This is a genomic window from Kitasatospora sp. NPDC024654 (assembly GCF_055559155.1).
This window is the reverse complement of the sequence record NZ_JBVHLF010000014.1, coordinates 66999-82883: the sequence shown is the minus strand read 5'-3', so window position 1 is coordinate 82883 and position 15885 is coordinate 66999. Positions and strand designations below refer to the sequence as shown.

At 72.7% G+C, this 15885-nt stretch carries 15 protein-coding genes and 1 pseudogene; 7 read left to right on the top strand and 9 right to left on the bottom strand.

Annotation, left to right across the window (positions count from 1 at the left end; genetic code table 11):
• Positions 1-56: 56 nt before the first annotated feature.
• The 8 genes from ACZ38L_RS11665 to ACZ38L_RS11630 form a co-directional block, all read right to left on the bottom strand.
• On the bottom strand, positions 57-929 hold the full coding sequence (locus tag ACZ38L_RS11665; protein WP_465691683.1) for an amino acid ABC transporter permease: 873 nt from the start codon (positions 927-929) through the stop codon (positions 57-59).
• Complete coding sequence (locus tag ACZ38L_RS11660) at positions 926-1573, bottom strand: amino acid ABC transporter permease (protein ID WP_465691681.1); 648 nt, start codon at positions 1571-1573, stop codon at positions 926-928. Before ACZ38L_RS11660 ends, ACZ38L_RS11665 begins: the two co-directional genes overlap by 4 nt.
• Positions 1574-1578: 5 nt before the next feature.
• A complete protein-coding gene (locus ACZ38L_RS11655; RefSeq protein ID WP_465691679.1) occupies positions 1579-2529 on the bottom strand; it encodes a glutamate ABC transporter substrate-binding protein in 951 nt (316 codons plus the stop codon).
• Positions 2530-2574: 45 nt separating this feature from the next.
• On the bottom strand, positions 2575-3372 hold the full coding sequence (locus ACZ38L_RS11650) for an amino acid ABC transporter ATP-binding protein (protein WP_465691677.1): 798 nt from the start codon (positions 3370-3372) through the stop codon (positions 2575-2577).
• Positions 3373-3715: 343 nt separating this feature from the next.
• Positions 3716-4459 carry a hypothetical protein gene (locus ACZ38L_RS11645; RefSeq protein ID WP_465691675.1) on the bottom strand — a complete coding sequence of 248 codons (744 nt, stop codon included), beginning with the start codon at positions 4457-4459 and terminating at the stop codon, positions 3716-3718.
• Between the two features lie 262 nt (positions 4460-4721).
• Positions 4722-5375, bottom strand: a complete 654-nt coding sequence (locus ACZ38L_RS11640; protein ID WP_465691673.1) for a LysE family translocator — start codon at positions 5373-5375, stop codon at positions 4722-4724.
• Positions 5376-5459: 84 nt separating this feature from the next.
• On the bottom strand, positions 5460-6008 hold the full coding sequence (locus tag ACZ38L_RS11635) for a GNAT family N-acetyltransferase (protein ID WP_465691670.1): 549 nt from the start codon (positions 6006-6008) through the stop codon (positions 5460-5462).
• 50 nt (positions 6009-6058) lie between these two features.
• Positions 6059-7012, bottom strand: coding sequence for an AraC-like ligand-binding domain-containing protein (locus ACZ38L_RS11630; protein WP_465691668.1), 954 nt, complete (start codon positions 7010-7012; stop codon positions 6059-6061).
• Positions 7013-7261: 249 nt separating this feature from the next.
• Between ACZ38L_RS11630 and ACZ38L_RS11625 the strand changes: the two genes are divergently transcribed.
• The 4 genes and pseudogenes from ACZ38L_RS11625 (at position 7262) to ACZ38L_RS11610 (ending at position 10356) form a co-directional block, all read left to right on the top strand.
• Complete coding sequence (locus ACZ38L_RS11625; RefSeq protein WP_465691666.1) at positions 7262-8044, top strand: alpha/beta fold hydrolase; 783 nt, start codon at positions 7262-7264, stop codon at positions 8042-8044.
• A 112-nt stretch (positions 8045-8156) separates the two neighbouring features.
• Entirely contained in the window at positions 8157-8537 is a 381-nt protein-coding gene (locus ACZ38L_RS11620; RefSeq protein ID WP_465691664.1) for a YybH family protein, read from the top strand.
• A gap of 33 nt (positions 8538-8570) precedes the next feature.
• On the top strand, positions 8571-8954 hold the full coding sequence (locus ACZ38L_RS11615) for a hypothetical protein (protein WP_465691662.1): 384 nt from the start codon (positions 8571-8573) through the stop codon (positions 8952-8954).
• Between the two features lie 42 nt (positions 8955-8996).
• Positions 8997-10356, top strand: a pseudogene (locus ACZ38L_RS11610) (ammonium transporter).
• A gap of 61 nt (positions 10357-10417) precedes the next feature.
• Here the strand turns inward: ACZ38L_RS11610 and ACZ38L_RS11605 are convergent.
• The gene (locus ACZ38L_RS11605) at positions 10418-11767 is read right to left on the bottom strand and encodes a DUF2254 domain-containing protein (RefSeq protein ID WP_465691660.1); all 1350 of its coding nucleotides are present in this window, start codon (positions 11765-11767) and stop codon (positions 10418-10420) included.
• A 214-nt stretch (positions 11768-11981) separates the two neighbouring features.
• Between ACZ38L_RS11605 and ACZ38L_RS11600 the strand changes: the two genes are divergently transcribed.
• The 3 genes from ACZ38L_RS11600 to ACZ38L_RS11590 all read left to right on the top strand — a co-directional run bounded on the left by ACZ38L_RS11600 (position 11982) and on the right by ACZ38L_RS11590 (position 15882).
• Positions 11982-13010, top strand: coding sequence for an NAD-dependent epimerase/dehydratase family protein (locus ACZ38L_RS11600; protein WP_465691658.1), 1029 nt, complete (start codon positions 11982-11984; stop codon positions 13008-13010).
• A 205-nt stretch (positions 13011-13215) separates the two neighbouring features.
• Complete coding sequence (gene metG / locus ACZ38L_RS11595) at positions 13216-14925, top strand: methionine--tRNA ligase (protein ID WP_465691656.1); 1710 nt, start codon at positions 13216-13218, stop codon at positions 14923-14925.
• Positions 14926-14943: 18 nt separating this feature from the next.
• On the top strand, positions 14944-15882 hold the full coding sequence (locus ACZ38L_RS11590; RefSeq protein WP_465691654.1) for an NAD-dependent epimerase/dehydratase family protein: 939 nt from the start codon (positions 14944-14946) through the stop codon (positions 15880-15882).
• The last annotated feature ends 3 nt before the right edge of the window (positions 15883-15885 follow it).

Genomic DNA, 15885 nt, shown 5'->3' with positions numbered 1-15885 from the left:
TGGTTTTCTGGTTAGGAAAGAGCAAGCTGGGAGGAAACAAGTAGGTCCGAAACCCGCTACCCCCGCGGTCCGACCCCCCCCCCCCCCCCCCCCGCCCCCCCGGCCCCCCCCCCCCCCCCCCGCGCCGCCCGGCGACCCTGGCGTCGTTCCAGCCACCCCGCGAAGGCGGAGAGCGACACGTTGATCATCACGTAGCAGCCCGCCGCCACCAGGTAGGTGGGCAGCACGCTGTGGTAGTACTCACCCAGCACCTGGGCCTTGTGGAGCAGTTCGAGATAGCTCACGACATAGCCCAGGGTGGAGTCCTTGAGCAGCCGGACCAGCTGGCTGACCAGCACCGGGACCAGCCGCCGAACCGCCTGCGGGATCACCACCCAGGTCATCGCCTGCCAGTAGGTCATGCCCAGGCTGTGCGCGGCCTCCGCCTGGCCGCGGTCCAGTGCCAGCACGCCGGCCCGGAACAGCTCCGCCAGCACCGCGGCGTTGCTCAGCACGATCGGGACCACCAGCTGCCAGAAGACCGGCAGGGTCAGCCCGGCCCGGGGCAGCCCGAACAGGAAGACGTAGAGCAACAACAGCAGCGGCACGGCGCGGAACAGCTCGACGTACCCGCGGGCCACCCCGCGCAGCGGCCGGTTGCGGCTGAGCCGGGCCAACGCGACCAGCGCGCCGACCGGGAAGGCGATCGCCGCGGCGACCGCCGTGACCACCAGGGTCTGTCCGATCCCGCCCAGCAGGAAGTTGATGATCGGCCACTGGGTGAACATCCGCCACTCACTGGCCGCGAGCTGCCCGTGCACGGCGAACTGCCGCACGGCCAGGGCGAGTAGCCCGGCGAGGAGCAGCAGCGACAGCAGCGTGGCGATCCGGATCCGCCGGCGACCCCGCGGGCCGGGCGCGTCGAACAGCAGGTGGGTCTCCTCGTTCACCGTCGGATCGCCACCCTTCGCTCGATCCGGCCGGTGATCAGCCCGGTGGACAGGGTGATCAGCACGTAGATCGCGGTGGTGACCGCGAAACTGGTCAGCGGGTTGTCGTACTTCAACGTCACCAGCTCGGACTGGCCGGTCAGTTCGGGCACCCCCACGGCGGCGGCCAGCGAGGTGCTGAGCGCCAGCCCGATGAAGATGTTGCCGAGCGGCTGCACCATCGAGCGCAGTGCCTGCGGGATGATCACATGCCGCAGCGACTGGGCGAAGGTCAGCCCGAGCGCGCGGGCCGCCTCGATCTGCCCGCGTGGCACGGTCCGCACGCCGGCCCGCAGCACCTCGCAGACGAAGGCCGCCCAGTACAGCGCCATGGTCAGCGTGACGGTGGTGAACAGCGAGTACAGCAGCCCGACTTCGGGCAGGCCGAAGACGAACAGCACCAGCAGGACCAGCAGCGGGATGTTGCGGAACGCCGTGACGTACCCGGTGCCGGCCAGCCGCAGCGGCGGCACCGGGCTGATCCGGCAGATCGCCAGCAGCAGGCCGAGCAGCACCGCGCCGGCGAACGCGAGGCCGGTCATCGCCAGGGTGAGCAACAGGCCGTGGCCGAGTTGGCCCAGCATCGGCCCGGTTTCGGTCGGCACCGGTGTCAGCTCCCCGCGGCCGAGCCGATCGCGGGCGGCGTGGGCGCCGCACCGGACAGCGCGGTACCGATGGTCGCCTTCCACAGCTTGGCCCAGTCGCCGTTGGTCTCGATCAGCTTCAGCCAGTCGTTGACGAAGCTCTTGAACTGCGGGTCGGCCAGCGGCAGCCCGATGCCGTAGGGCTCGTTGGTGAACGGCTGGCCGACCACCTTCACGTCCTTGTCCTGCGCGGCGTCACCCAACAACAGTGCCTGGTCCAGCACGTAGGCGTCGGCGCGGCCCTGCTCGACGGCCTGCTGGCACTCGGCGTTGGTCTGGAAGAGCATGATCCGGGCGCTCGGCGCGAACTGCTTGATGTCGTTCGCGGCGGTCGAGCTCGACTCCGTGCAGACGTTCTTGCCGTTCAGGTCGGCCGCCTTGGTGATGCCGGTGTTGTCCGCCTTGACCAGGATGGCGTCGCCCGAGGAGTAGTAGGGCCCGGCGAAGGCGACCTTCTTGGCCCGCTCGGGGGTGATGGTGTAAGTGGCGATGACGGTGTCCACCGTGCCGTTCTGCAGCAGCACTTCGCGTGTGGTGACGTCGACCTGGACCCGGTTCACGCTGGGCTTGCCGATGATGTAGGTCGCCAGCATGTCGGCCAGCCCGGCGTCGAAGCCGGTGACCTTGCCGGTGACCGGGTCCTTGAGCGAGAAGAGCGCGGCGGCGTCGGTGGAGCCGACGTTCAGCGTGCCGCGGGCCCTGATCTTCGCCATCAAACTGCCGGGCGGGATCGCCGAGGCGGGGGCCACCGGGGCGGCGTCCACCACCTGTTGGAAGGCGTCGCCCGGGCCGGCCGAGCCGCCGCCGGCGGCCGGCAGCTTGGCCGAACTCCCGCACGCGGCCAGGCCGGTGAGCAGCACCGCGGTGAGCAGCGCGACCGGGAGGGCGCGGGATCGGGCGGTCGGGTTCGAGCTCATGCTGAAGACTCCTTCGGGTGCGAGGGGTGGCTGGTGGCTACGGCCTCAGTGGTGCAGGATCCGGGAGAGGAAGTCGCGGGCCCGGTCGGTGCCCGGGCGGTCGAAGAAGACGTCGGGCGGCGCGGTCTCCAGGATCGCGCCCTGGTCCATGAAGACCACCCGGTCCGCGGCCCGCCGGGCGAAGCCCATCTCATGGGTGACCACCAGCATGGTCATCCCCTCGGCGGCGAGCTCGGTCATCACCTCCAGCACCTCGGTGATCATCTCCGGGTCGAGCGCCGAGGTCGGCTCGTCGAACAGCAGCAGCCGTGGGTCCATCGCCAACGCCCGGGCGATGGCGACCCGTTGCTGCTGCCCGCCGGAGAGCTGGGCCGGGTGGGCGGAGGCCTTGTCGGCGAGCCCGACCCGGCGCAGCAGCTCCACCGCCCGGTCGGCGGCCTCGGCCCTGGGGACGCCGCGCACCCTCGTCGGCGCGAGGGTGATGTTCTCCAGCACCGTCTTGTGACCGAACAGGTTGAAGGACTGGAAGACCATGCCGACCTGGGCGCGCAGCCGGGCCAGCTCGCGGCCCTCGGCGGGCAGCGGGACACCGTCCAGGGTGATCTCCCCCGAGTCGATGGTCTCCAGCCGGTTGACGCAGCGGCAGAGCGTCGACTTGCCGGAGCCGGAGGCGCCGAGCAGCACGACCACCTCGCCCGCGTGCACGTCCAGGTCGATGTCGCGCAGCACGTGCAGCTGCCCGAAGTGCTTGTTCACCGCGCGCAGCCGGAGCAGCGCTGCCGGGCCTGGACCGCTGTCGCTGGACACTCGGGCACCATCCTGTTCCTCGCACCGGACCGCCATCCTTACCCGTCAAGCTCCTGCGACGAACGGAAGATGACAGACCGTTATACGCGGGTACCGCCGGACGGGCGAACCGCTCGGCAACCCCGCCCACCACTGTGCGAGTTGTGACGGGATTCGGCCAACGGGGTGGCGGTTCGGGCCGGTTGCGGAGTCCGTCGATCCGGCGGACGCCGGGCGGACACCACTCCCCCCCGGCCGGCCGCGAGCGCGCCGGCCCCGCCGTCGGCGCGTCGTCGTCCGGCCACAGCGTCGCTTCGGTGACCGCGGCCGCGCGTCGGTGGAGGTGTCCGGCTTGGAGGCGCCCCCGCCGGTGGTGGCCCTTCCGGGACCGGCGTCCTCGTCAGGACCCCTGCGGATAGGTCCTGGTCACATCGCCCTTCTCGTCGGCCGCCAGGTACCCGCCACCGTAGGCGTTGTCGAGGTGGAGGCGGATGCTCGGTGCGCCGTCCATCAGGTCGGGGCCGATCACCAGGTAGCGGTCCGTCGGGTTGGGCACGTTCAGGGTCTCCTGGGCCTTCTGCCACAGCGCCGGGAGGGCGTCCCCGTCGAAGTCCCGCAGGTCCACCAGCTTGTCGAGGTCGGTCACCTCGCTGCCCGGCCGGCGGGTCGTCAGGCTGTTGACGCACGTGACGTCGTCGTACTCCGTCGTGCTGCCGGCCACGGGGACCCGGGCGTCCGCGCTGGTCTGGTGGATGTCCAGCTCGTAGACCTGGGTGCCGCCCATGGTCGAGCGCATCGCCGCGATGGTGGCGCGTACCCCGGCCGGGGTGGTCATGTCCTGCGGGGCAGCCGCACCGGGCGCCGTGGCTGCCGGCGTCGTCGGTGTGGCAGCCGGCGTCGTCGCCGTGGGGTCGGGCGGCGCGGCGGTGTCGAACCCGCCGGGTCTCATCATGAAGCTGTAGGTGCCGACCAGGGCGATCACCGTGACGGAGAAGACGGTCAGTCCGGTCCGCCAGCGCCGCAGGTACCGCGGGTCGCGCGGGCTCCTGCCGGGCGGGATCACGTCGGCGGGCACCTGCGCGGTCGCGGCGGGTGCGGGTGCGACGACGGCGGTGGGCGACGGCTGCGAGGCCGGCGGGGCCACCGGCGCACCTGAGCGCGACCTCGCGCTGCGGCGCGTGGTCACGTGCCCGCCAGACCAGGCCCATGCCCCCGCCGCCGAGGCGTTGCAGCAGTTCGAAGCGGCCGTCGATGAGCCGCGGATCCGGCCCCCAGTAGTCACGCACGACATCGTGGGGAGCCGGGCCGACGGCGCTGACCAGCGAAGCGGCCGGGGATCAGCCGAAGAGGTGGAACCAGCGGCGACCCGACAGCGGCGCCGACCCCGCGACCGGCGGGCCGCACGTTCAGGCAACTGCCGCTGACGCCCTGTCGGTCGCCAGCTTGACGGCCAGGACGCCGAGGACCGTGCCCGTCAGGTAGCGCTGGGCGCGGAGCCAGCCGGGACGGCGGGCGAGGAAGGTGGCGATGGTGCCGGCGGCCAGGACGACCGCGAGGTTGACGGTCAGGCTGACGGCGATCTGGATGCCGCCGAGGACGAAACCCTGCGGGAGGACGTGACCGGCCCGCACGTCGATGAACTGCGGGATGAGCGAGAGGTACATGACAGCGATCTTGGGGTTCAGCAGGTTGGTGAGCAGGCCCATGGCGAACAGTCGGCGGGGCGGGTCGGGGGCCGGCTCACCCGGCGCGAAGACCGACGCCCCGCCCGGCCTGAGAGCCCGCCAGGCGAGCCAGCCGAGGTAACCGGCGCCGGCGAGCTTCACCGTCAGGTAGAGCGCGGGAACGGCCAGGAAGACCAGCGACAGGCCGAGGTTGGCGGCGCTGAGGTAGACCAGGAAGCCGACGGCCACGCCGGCCAACGAGATCGCGCCGGCGCGCCGGCCCTGGGTGATGCTCCGCGAGACCAGGTACATCATGTTGGGCCCGGGCGTGAGCACCATGCCGAGCGACACCGCTGAGACGCCGAGGAGCGCGTTCGTTCCGATCAGGTAGCTCATGTGACAAGGATCAGCGGTGACGAGTGTTCAGCACCAGTGCGGATCTCTTCAGGGAACGCTTCAGTATCGCTGAAGCAATCGCCTTCAGTATCGCTGAAGCAATCGCTTCGACATCAGGCGCTCGGGCGGCTCGCCCTCCGCGACGGCGTCCTCGCTCGGGCCGACGTCGACGAAACCGTTGCGCTCGTAGAGGGCGACGGCGTGGGCGTTGTCCGCCTTGACGGCGAGCACCAGGACCTCGGCCCCCCGCTCGACGGCCCAGCGCTCGACCGCGCCGATCAGGCGGTCGCCGACCGCGCGGCCACGGCCCGACGGGCTGACCCAGAACGAGATCAGCTCGACCGCGCCCGGCTGCTCGCCCGGGACGCCGCTGGCCATGCCGACCGGACGGCCGTCCAGCAGGGCGATCAGGTTGTGCGAGCCGGGGATCTCCAACCGCGCCCGCCACTGCCCGGCCTGGTCGCCCTCGCCCTGCCACTGCGCCAGGGTGCTCCCGAAGGCGTAGGGCGCCTCGGCGAGCGCGGCGAGGCGAAGCTCGCGCCAGTCGGGCCAGTCGTCGGGGGCGAGCACTCGCAGCTCGACGTCGGTCGCGGTCACGGCGATCAGCTTGCCGTCCGGGCGACGGGACGGCAACCCCCGATCCACCGTCGCGCCGCCTCGTCCACGCCGCACCGGCCTGCCCCTCACCGTCGGCGGTGGGCGGCTCGGTAGTCGCTGGGGCTCAGGCCGTGGGCCGCCTTGAAGACACGGCTGAAGTGGGCGGGGTCCAGGAAGCCCCAGCGAGCGCCGATCGAGGCGACGGTGCGGTTGCCGGCGTACGGACCGGCCAGATCGCGTCGGCAGCCGTCCAGTCGGCGCTGCCTGATCCAGGCCGTGATCGTCGTCTCCTCCTCGGAGAAGAGCTTTTGCAGGTAGCGCAGTGAAACGTGGTGTGCGACGGCGATCCGCTCCGGGGAGAGCCCGGGGTCGGCCAGGTTCTGGTCGATGTAGGCGCGCACGCGCAGGAGCATGGTGCGACGAGCCGCCCGCGGGGCCTCGTTCGGGCGGGTCCGCCGTTCGGCCAGCATGGTGGCGAGCAGGTCCCCGGTGGTCCGGGAGAGGCTTTCGGCGCTGTCGGTGTAGTCGGCCGCGTGCCTGGCCAGTCGGCTGAGGAACGGCGAGACCAGCGCCCCCAGCCCTTCGGCGGCGGAGAACCTCGTCGCGGTCAACTCGCCGGTCTCGCCGCTGTCCAGGTGGGCCAGTCGGTGCGGCAGCATGAACTCGAGCATCGCGAAGCCCCCGCGGCACACGAGTGTGTAGGGACGGGTGGTGTCGTAACAGGCGATGTCCCCGGGGGACAGCACCGTCTCGCGACCGTCCTGCCTGACGACCACGCTGCCGCGTTCGAGCACGCCCACGAGGAGGTACTCGCCCTCCGAGCGGGCGATCAGCCGCGCCGTGCGGTCGACCCGGTTCGCGTCGGCCGACACCTCGGACACCAGGACGGCTCCGAGGCGATCGGCCTTGAGCAGCCCCCGGAACGGCTCGTCCTGGAGCGGCTCGACGTGAACAGGCACGAAGCTGTCGCAGACGACGTCCTGCCAGAACGCGCGCCGCTCCGCCTCGGCGTGGTCCTGCGTCCGCAGCAGAACGGTCACGACTCGCCCTCTCTCCCGTGCCCGCCACGCGGGGCTGTTCCGGTGCTGCTTCCGGACGTTGCTTCCGGACGCCGCGTGCAGCCGCAACGCCGCCGGCCGCCGGCGGATTCCCGTGCGCGTCCCGACAAGGGCGCGTGCGCGCCGCGCCAAGCCGGTCCCGGTCGCGCCGGGCATCGTGGACGCGTTCGACGGGCCGGCCCGTCGGGGTGGGACGCCGAGCCCACCAACCACCTCGTGAGGAGACACCCGATGCCTTTCGCACCAGTCAACGGTCAGCACCTGTACTTCGAGGACAGCGGGGGCGACGGGCCCGTGGTCGTGTTCAGTCACGGCAACCTGATGAACCGTCAGATGTGGGCGCCGCAGGTCGACGCGCTGCGCGGTGGGTTCCGTTGTGTGGTGTGGGACGAGCGCCTGCACGGCCGTACCAAGGACGACGGCGCGCTCCACACCTACTGGGATTCCGCCGCCGACCTGCTGGGCCTGCTCGACCACCTCGGCGTCGAGCGCGCCACCCTGGTCGGGCACTCACAGGGTGGGTTCCTGTCGCTTCGCGCGGCACTGCGCGCTCCCGACCGGGTCAAGGCCCTGGTCCTGATCGACACCGCGGCGGTGGCCTGGCCGCAGGAGGCCCTGGCCCAGATGGGCGGCATCAGCGACGGCTTCCGGGCCGGGGGTCCGGCCGCGGTGGCTCCGGTCCTGCTCGACATGCTGCTGGGGAAGCCGGAGATCCACCCGGACTGGCTGGGCAGCTGGCAGGAGCAGCCCCGGCAGCGGCTGGCGGACGCGGTCGCCGTACTGATGGGCGTCGACGACGTCTCCACCCGTCTCGGCGAGATCACCCAGCCGGCTCTGATCGTGCACGGCGAAGCCGATCTGCCCGTCCCGCTCCCGCTGGGCCAGATGCTGCGCGACCGCCTGCCGGGAGCCGTGGAGCTGGTCGTGGTGCCGGACGCGGGACACACTCCGAACCTCACCCACCCCGAGCAGGTCAACGGTCCGTTGACCGCCTTCCTGCGACACCGTGCCTGACCCGGGCGCGGAGGACCCGTTCCGGTCCCCCTCGGCGGCGTCGGGACCCGGGCCGGAATCCACCACCGCCCCACTCACCCTGATCCCGCTTCCGTCCCTCCTCGGAGCACCCATGCCCGCACGGCTCACCGACCCCGCCCTCCTGCCCGTCGCCTTCCAGGAGGCGATGAACTCCCACGATGCCGACCGCGTCCTGGCGCTGTACACCGCGGACGCCACCATGCGCACGGTCACCGGCGAGGTGATCACCGGCACCGCCGCGCTGCGGCACGAGGTCGAGCAGACCCTCGCCGCCGAACCCCGCATCGCCAACACCATCCGCCACGTCCTCGTCGGCGACGGGACCGCCCTGGTCGTCGTCGACTGGGAGCTGCGGCTGACGGCCCCCGACGGCAGCCGGATCACCGCGACCGGCACCACCGCCAACGTCGCGCGCCGTGACCCCGACGGCACCTGGCGGTTCACCATCCTCAACCCCACCGGCACGGACTGACCGGTACCGGCTGGCCGCTCACGGAGATCCGTCATGAGCGGCCGGCCCGCTCGCCCGAGCACGGGGTCGGCACAACCGCCGGACGACGGGCGGCTGTTCGCCCTCGACACGGTCAGGCTGGAGCCGGCCGGCTCCGGCGTCACCGGTCCGGCCGTGCTGGCCGGGCACGATCTGGTCGCCACGTTCTACGCGGTCCGCCCGCTGGCGCCCGCCGCCGAACTCGCCGACGCACCGCACGGGGCGCTGGACGGCTGCGGCCTGCTCCACGGCGTGAGCGTGCTGCCCGAGGACGCCGGGGTCTGGCTGCGGGTGCTCGGCGACCACTCCCCCGCCGTCGCCGCGGCCGTCCGCCGGACCTGGGACGCCGCCCGCCGGCTGCTGATCGGCACGCCGGCGCCACCGTCCCACAAGTCCTGACCGCCACCACCCCCCACCCCTCCCGATCCGGAGACTCCTCGGATGCCCACCACGCTCGACACCGGCAACACCGCGTGGCTCATGGCGAGCACCGCGATGGTGCTGCTGATGCCGCCAGGCCTCGCCTTCTCCTACGGCGGCATGGTGAAGACCAAACACGTCCTCGTCATGCTCAAGATGGGCTTCGGCTGCGTGGTGCTGGTCGGCGTCATCTGGTTCACCCTCGGCTACACCCTGGCCTTCGACCCGGACATCGGCGGCCACGGCCTGATCGGCGGGCTGAACCACGCCTTCATGTCCGGGGTCGGGCTCGACAGCCGCACCGGCGACACCCCGACCGCGATCTTCTCGGTCTTCCACATGTCCCTCGCCATCGTGACGGTCGCGCTATCAGCGGCTCGGTGGCGGGCCGGGCCCGGATGAACGGCTGGCCGGTCTTCGTCTGCGCGTGGACCCTGCTGGTGTACGCGCCGATGGCGCACTGGGTGTTCTCACCGGACGGCTGGGTCGCCGAGCAGGTCGGCGCGGTCGACTTCTCCGGCGGCACGGTGGTCGAACTCGGCTCCGGCGCGGCCGGGTTGGCGCTCGCCCTGGTCGCCGGCAGGCGCACGGACTTCGACCGGCAGCCGATCCGTCCGCACAACCTGCCGCTGGTGGTGATCGGCCTCTCGCCGCTCTGGTTCGGCTGGTTCGGCTGGTTCGGCTTCAACACCGGCTCCTCGCTCGGCGTGCCGGGCGCGGCGGCGATGGGTTTCGTCAACACCCAGGTGGCGGCCGGCGCGGCCCTGGCGGGCTGGGCGGCGACCAGTTGCTGGCGCACCCGGCAGGTCGGGCTGCTCGACATCAGCATGGGCGCGGTCACCGGCATGGTCGCGATGACCCCGGCGGCCGGTGACATCACCCCGCTCTGGGCCACCGTGATCGGCTTTCTGGCTGGCCTGACCTGCGCGTTCGCGATCAGCTGGAAGTACCGCTCGGGGTGGACGACACCCTCGACGTGGTCGGCATCCACGGCTGGGGCGGCCTGTTCGGCATGGTGATGGCCGGGCTCGCCGCGACCGGGGTGATGAGCGGCAGGAAGGGCCTGTTCTACGGCGGCGGTTGGGACCTGCTGGGCAAGCAGCTGGTCGCGGTGCTGGTGCTCGGGCTCTTCTCGTTCGGGACGACCGCGCTGATCGGCAGGGTGGTCGACCGCACGGTCGGCCTGCGCCAGCCGAGCGGCGGCCACCAGGAGCGCGAGCAGGTCCACCAGAACGACTGGCACGAACGGTTCAAGGAGATCGCCGACGCGCTGCGCGGCAGCGGCGAGCTCGACGGGAGCGGCGGCGCGCCGGACCCGGGCGCGCCGCTCGACCAGGTCCGTCGGATGCTGATCGCCGATCCGGAGCACGGCCGGGACTGACCCGCGCCGCTCCCGCGTGGTTCGGCGGGCCGTCCCCGGACGGTCCGCCGAACCACGTGCGTCAGGCCGCCCCGCCGGCGAGCCTCGCGTGGGCCGCCAGCACGGCCAGGTAGCGGCGGTGCACGTCGTCCTGGTCCGCCGGTTCGATCACCGACTCGGCACCGGCCCGCTCGATCATCTCCGCCTGGGCGAGCAGCACCTGCCGCTGCTCCGCCGTGCGGGTCTCCGTCATGATCTCGGCGAGCGCGTCCAGCTGCCGGATCAGGACCGCGGGCATGCCGTGCCCGGCCTGCCGGATCTTCTCGAACGAGCGCTGGACCAGCCGCTCGTAGCGCACCGGCACCGCCAGCACCCGGATGTAGCCCTCCTCGTCGCGGTGGACCGGGTTGGGCTGCCAGCTGGTCGCGATCCGACACAGCCCCTCGCCCAGCCAGTCGATGCAGGTCAGCGCGGTGAAGGTGTCGTTCACGGCGGTGGACAGGGCGCGGATGGCGATCTCGACCAGTTGGTCGACCGCGAAGGCGATGTCCTGGGCCAGCGTCCGGGACGGGCCGGTGACGTGCGCCCGGGCGAAGCTGCGGGCCACCTCGGGCGCCGCCTCCGCGGGCCACACCGTGGCCAGCTGGTGGCCCCGCACCAGGAAGTGCCCGGGACGGTGGTCCAACCGGATCACCGCGTCGAGGTCCCGGGCGATCCGCACCAGCGTCCGGTGCCGGACGAACTGCAGATATCCGCTGGCCGGCGCGGGAACCGTGCCGCCCGCGGCGTCCAGCCGGCCGTGCAGCTCGACCGCCGACGGCCCGCGTTCGGTGCCGCCCGCCCACTCCGGCTCGCCCGCGCCGGCCTCGATCGCCTCGGAGAGCTCGGCGGCGATGCTCGCGATCACGTGCGGCAGCTGGATCGAGGTGGCGATGTGGTGGATGAAGTAGATCAGCACCGCCAGGTCGGCCAGCACCAGCACCATGCACACGGTGATCGACAGGTGCGGCACGAAGTCGCCGCGCGGGCCCGGACCGATCGAGATCAGGGCGAGGATCGCGTACACGAAGGTGGCGACGAAGGTGCCCAGGGTCAGCTGGGTGGTGCGGTCGCGGATGAAGGTGCGCAGCATCCGGGGTCCGAACTGGGTGGAGGCCAGCGTCAGGGTCACGATCATGATCGAGAACACCACGCCGATGACGGTGATCAGCGCCGCCGCGATCGCCGCGAGGATCTGCCGGGCGGCGTCGGCCGTCCCGCTGATCACCCAGGTGGGCAGCAGCAGCGCGCCCCGGTACGCGGCCCGGTCCAGCGCCCAGGTGCCGTAGAACAGCGCCAGCGCGAGGACCACCTCCCCGGTGGGCACCACCCACAGGTTGGTCCGCAGTGCCTCCCTGCGCCACTGCGACTCCAGGTGGATCCCGCGGATCACCAAACCCACCGCCAGCCGTCGTCCAGGCCCTCCGCCTCGCCGTTTCCGCCCCCTGCCTTCCGTTCCCCGCTTCCACCGTAACCGGGCGATCGCGGTACGGCGCGGCGCCGCCGTAGCCCGGCCGAACTCCCGCTCGCTCTGGGCGAACTGCGCGGGCGTTGGCCCGGGCCGGGCGTTCCGCCATGCTGTGACCGACGAACGGGAGGGGACGGGGATGGCTGGGACCGCGGTGGTGGTCGGGGCGACCGGGCAGATCGGACGGGTCGCGGTGCGGCGGCTGGCGGAGGACGGCTGGCGGGTGACCGCGATCAGTCGCACCGCCGGGTCGGGGCCCGGCTGGCCGGACGAGCTGGGCGTGCGTTCGGTGCACCTGGACCGGGACCGGCCGGGCGCGCTGGCGGGCGCCCTGGGCGGGGGCTGCGACGTGCTGGTGGACGTCGTCGCCCAGGGCGCGGCCCATGCCGAGCAGCTGCTCGGGCTGCGCGACCGGATCGGCTCGGCCGTGGTGGTGTCCTCCGCCAACGTCTACGTGGACGGGGCCGGGCTGGGCTTCCAGAACGCGGGGCCCGGCTTCCCCGCCTACCCGGTGCCGATCGGCGAGGACCAGCCGACCGTCGCGCCCGGCGACGACTCCAACCCCACCCGCAAGGCCGCGCTGGAGCGTGCCCTGCTGGCCGACGGCGCGCTGCCGGTCACCCTGCTGCGGGCCGGCGCGATCCACGGGCCGGGCTCGCCGTTGCCGCGCGAGTGGTTCTTCGTCAAGCGGGCGCTGGACGGCCGCCGGGTGCGGCTGCTGCCGTACCGCGGCGAGAGCCGCTTCCACCCGGTGGCCAGCGCCAACCTCGCCGAGCTGATCCGGCTGGCGGCGGCGCGGCCCGGCAGTAGGGCGCTGAACGCCGGTGACCCGGAGGTGCCGACGGTCCGGGAGATCGCCGCCGCGCTGGACGCCGTGCTCGGCTTCGAGGCCGAGGAGGTGCTGGTGGACGGCCTGCCGGCGGACGGGATCGGGGAGACCCCGTGGTCCACGCCGAGGCCGGTGGTGCTGGACATGGGCCGGGCCGAGCGGGAACTGGGCTACCGGGCGGTGACCGGCTACCCGGAGTCGCTGCCGGAGACCGTCGAGTGGCTGGTCCGGGTCACCGCGGAGCGGCCGTGGCAGGAGCTGTTCCCGATCCTCACCCGGGCGCTCGGCCCGTACGCCTTCGACTACGAGGCGGAGGACCGCTGGCTCGCCACGCGGTGAGCGGCGGGCCGGGGCGGTCCGTGCCGGCGAACAATCCGGTACGGGCCGCCCCGGCCCGGCCGATAGAATGAGGTCAGCCCGCAGGCCGCCCCACCGTCAGGTGCGGTGGCGCCCGGGTCCGCCGCATCCACGGCGACGGCCGCAGACCAGCGCCCGGTGCTCCGCGGAGGACCGGCGCCACCGACATGAATGGGAGCATCCCAGGATGGCTCGACACCTGATCACCAGCGCGCTTCCCTACATCAACGGGATCAAGCACCTGGGGAACATGGTCGGGTCCATGCTCCCGGCGGACGTCTACTCCCGCTACCTGCGCCAGCGCGGCCACGAGGTGCTCTACATCTGCGCCACCGACGAGCACGGCACCCCCGCCGAGCTGGCCGCCAAGGCCGCCGGCCTGCCGGTGAGCGAGTTCTGCGCCCAGCAGCACGACGCGCAGAAGGCCATCTACGACGGCTTCCAGCTCTCCTTCGACTACTTCGGCCGCAGCTCCTCGCCGCAGAACCGCGAGATCACCCAGGAGTTCGCCCGCGAGCTGAAGGCCAACGGCTTCATCGAGGAGCGCTCGATCCGCCAGGTCTACTCGCTGGACGACGGCCGCTTCCTGCCCGACCGCTACATCGAGGGCACCTGCCCGCACTGCGGCTACGACAAGGCCCGTGGCGACCAGTGCGAGAACTGCACCCGGCTGCTGGACCCGACCGACCTGATCAACCCGCGCTCGGCGGTCAGCGGCAGCACCGCGCTGGAGGTCCGCGAGACCACCCACCTCTTCCTGCTGCAGTCCAAGCTGGCCGGCGAGGTCGAGGCCTGGATCGACGAGCACGGCAAGGACTGGCCCACGCTGGCCTCCTCGATCGCCCGCAAGTGGCTGACCGAGGGCCTCAACGACCGCGCCATCACCCGTGACCTGGACTGGGGGGTGCCGGTCCCGGCCGACGTCTGGCCCGAGCTGGCCGCCGAGGGCAAGGTCTTCTACGTCTGGTTCGACGCCCCGATCGAGTACATCGGCGCCACCCGGGAGTGGGCCGACCAGGCCCCGGCCGAGCGGGACTGGAAGTCCTGGTGGTACCAGGCCGACGACGTCCGCTACACCGAGTTCATGGCCAAGGACAACGTCCCGTTCCACACCGTGATGTTCCCGGCCACCATCATCGGGACCAGGGCGCCGTGGAAGAAGGTCGACTACGTCAAGGCCTTCAACTGGCTGAACTACTACGGCGGCAAGTTCTCCACCAGCCAGCAGCACGGCATCTTCACCAACGCCGCGCTGGAGCTGCTGCCCGCCGACTACTGGCGCTACTTCCTGATGGCCAGCGCGCCGGAGTCCGACGACACCAGCTTCAGCTGGGAGATCTTCGCCTCCACGGTCAACAAGGACCTGGCCGACACCCTCGGCAACTTCGTCAACCGGGTGCTCTCGTTCAGCCTCAAGCGGTTCGGCGACACCGTCCCGGCCGGCGCCGCGGCCGGCGAGGCCGAGCAGCGGCTGGGCGAGGAGGTCGCCGGCCTGCTGGCCGAGTACCAGCGCCACCTGGACGCGCTGCAGTTCCGCAAGGCCGCGCAGGCGCTGCGCGCGCTGTGGAGCGCCGGCAACTCCTACCTGGAGACCAAGGCCCCCTGGCTGGAGATCAAGACCGACGAGGCGGCCGCCGCGCTCACCCTGCGCACCGCGATGAACCTGATCCACCTGTACGGGGTGGTCTCGGCGCCGTTCATTCCGGCCACCAGCGCCACCATGCGCGCGGTCTTCGCCTCGGCGGACTCCGTCGAGCCCGCCTGGGTGAGCGAGGAGCAGGCCACCGCACTGGACTTCGTCGCGGCCGGCACGCGGTTCACCGTCCCGCCGGTGCTCTTCGCCAAGATCACCGACGAGGACCTGGCGGCCTGGCGGGAGCGCTTCGGCGCCGAGTGACACGAGCGGGGGGCTGGCATGCGGTTACTGGTGGTCGGCGGGACCGGCTTCCTCGGTCGGCACGTGGTGGCCGAGCTGGCCGGGCGCGGCCACCAGGTCGCCGTGCTCTCCCGTCGCCCGGACGCGCCGGCCGGCGAGGCCCTGACCGGCGACGCCCAGCGGCTCACCGAGGACGACTGGGCCGCGCTGTTGCACGGCCGGGACAGCGTGGTCTTCGCGGCCGGCGCGGACGACCGGACGGTCCCCAGGGCGCCCGCCGGGGCCTACTTCGACGCCGCCAACGTGGTGCCGGTGCGCCGGCTGCTGGCCGGCGCCCGGCGGGCCGGCTGCCGCACGGCGGTGCTGCACGGCTCGTACTTCACCGCGATCGCCCGGCAGCGCCCGGAGCAGGCGCTGGACCGGTACCACCCGTACGTCCGCAGCCGGCTGGCGCAGGCCCGAGTGGCCCGGGCGGCGGCCGGTCCCGAGCTGCCGGTGGCGGTGCTGGAGATCCCGTTCGTCTTCGGCGCCACCCCCGGCCGACGGCCGCTCTGGGCGCCTCTGGTGCCCTGGCTGCGCTCGCCCGGCCCGCTGTTCGCGCCGCCCGGCGGCACCGCCGCGGTGACCGTACGGACGGTCGCCCGGGCCACCGCCGAGGCGCTGGAGCGGGCGAGCGGCGGGGACCACCCGCTGGCCGACCAGAACCTCCGCTGGGCCGAGTTGCTCGCCCGGTTCGCCCGGGCGGCCGGCCGCCGCGAGCCGGTCCGGGTGCACCGGCTGCCACCCGGTCTGCTGCACGGCGCCCTGCGCGCCACCGGCGCCCTGCACCGGCTGCGCGGGCTGGAGGCCGGCCTGGCCCCGGGCCGGCTGGCCGGGCTGCTCGCCGGCGAGCTCTACCTGGACACCGGTGCGTTCGGGCTGGCCCCCGACGACCTGGACGCCGCGCTGCGTGAGACGGTGGCCGCGTCCCTCCGGTAGCCG

Excerpts from the sequence above, each read along its gene's own strand:
- ACZ38L_RS11590 (WP_465691654.1), top strand. The coding sequence starts at position 14,944 with ATGCGGTTACTGGTGGTCGGCGGGACCGGCTTCCTCGGTCGGCACGTG.
- ACZ38L_RS11650 (WP_465691677.1), bottom strand. The coding sequence starts at position 3,372 with ATGGCGGTCCGGTGCGAGGAACAGGATGGTGCCCGAGTGTCCAGCGAC.
- ACZ38L_RS11640 (WP_465691673.1), bottom strand. The coding sequence starts at position 5,375 with ATGAGCTACCTGATCGGAACGAACGCGCTCCTCGGCGTCTCAGCGGTG.
- metG (WP_465691656.1), top strand. The coding sequence starts at position 13,216 with ATGGCTCGACACCTGATCACCAGCGCGCTTCCCTACATCAACGGGATC.
- ACZ38L_RS11615 (WP_465691662.1), top strand. The coding sequence starts at position 8,571 with ATGAGCGGCCGGCCCGCTCGCCCGAGCACGGGGTCGGCACAACCGCCG.
- ACZ38L_RS11625 (WP_465691666.1), top strand. The coding sequence starts at position 7,262 with ATGCCTTTCGCACCAGTCAACGGTCAGCACCTGTACTTCGAGGACAGC.
- ACZ38L_RS11620 (WP_465691664.1), top strand. The coding sequence starts at position 8,157 with ATGCCCGCACGGCTCACCGACCCCGCCCTCCTGCCCGTCGCCTTCCAG.
- ACZ38L_RS11655 (WP_465691679.1), bottom strand. The coding sequence starts at position 2,529 with ATGAGCTCGAACCCGACCGCCCGATCCCGCGCCCTCCCGGTCGCGCTG.
- ACZ38L_RS11600 (WP_465691658.1), top strand. The coding sequence starts at position 11,982 with ATGGCTGGGACCGCGGTGGTGGTCGGGGCGACCGGGCAGATCGGACGG.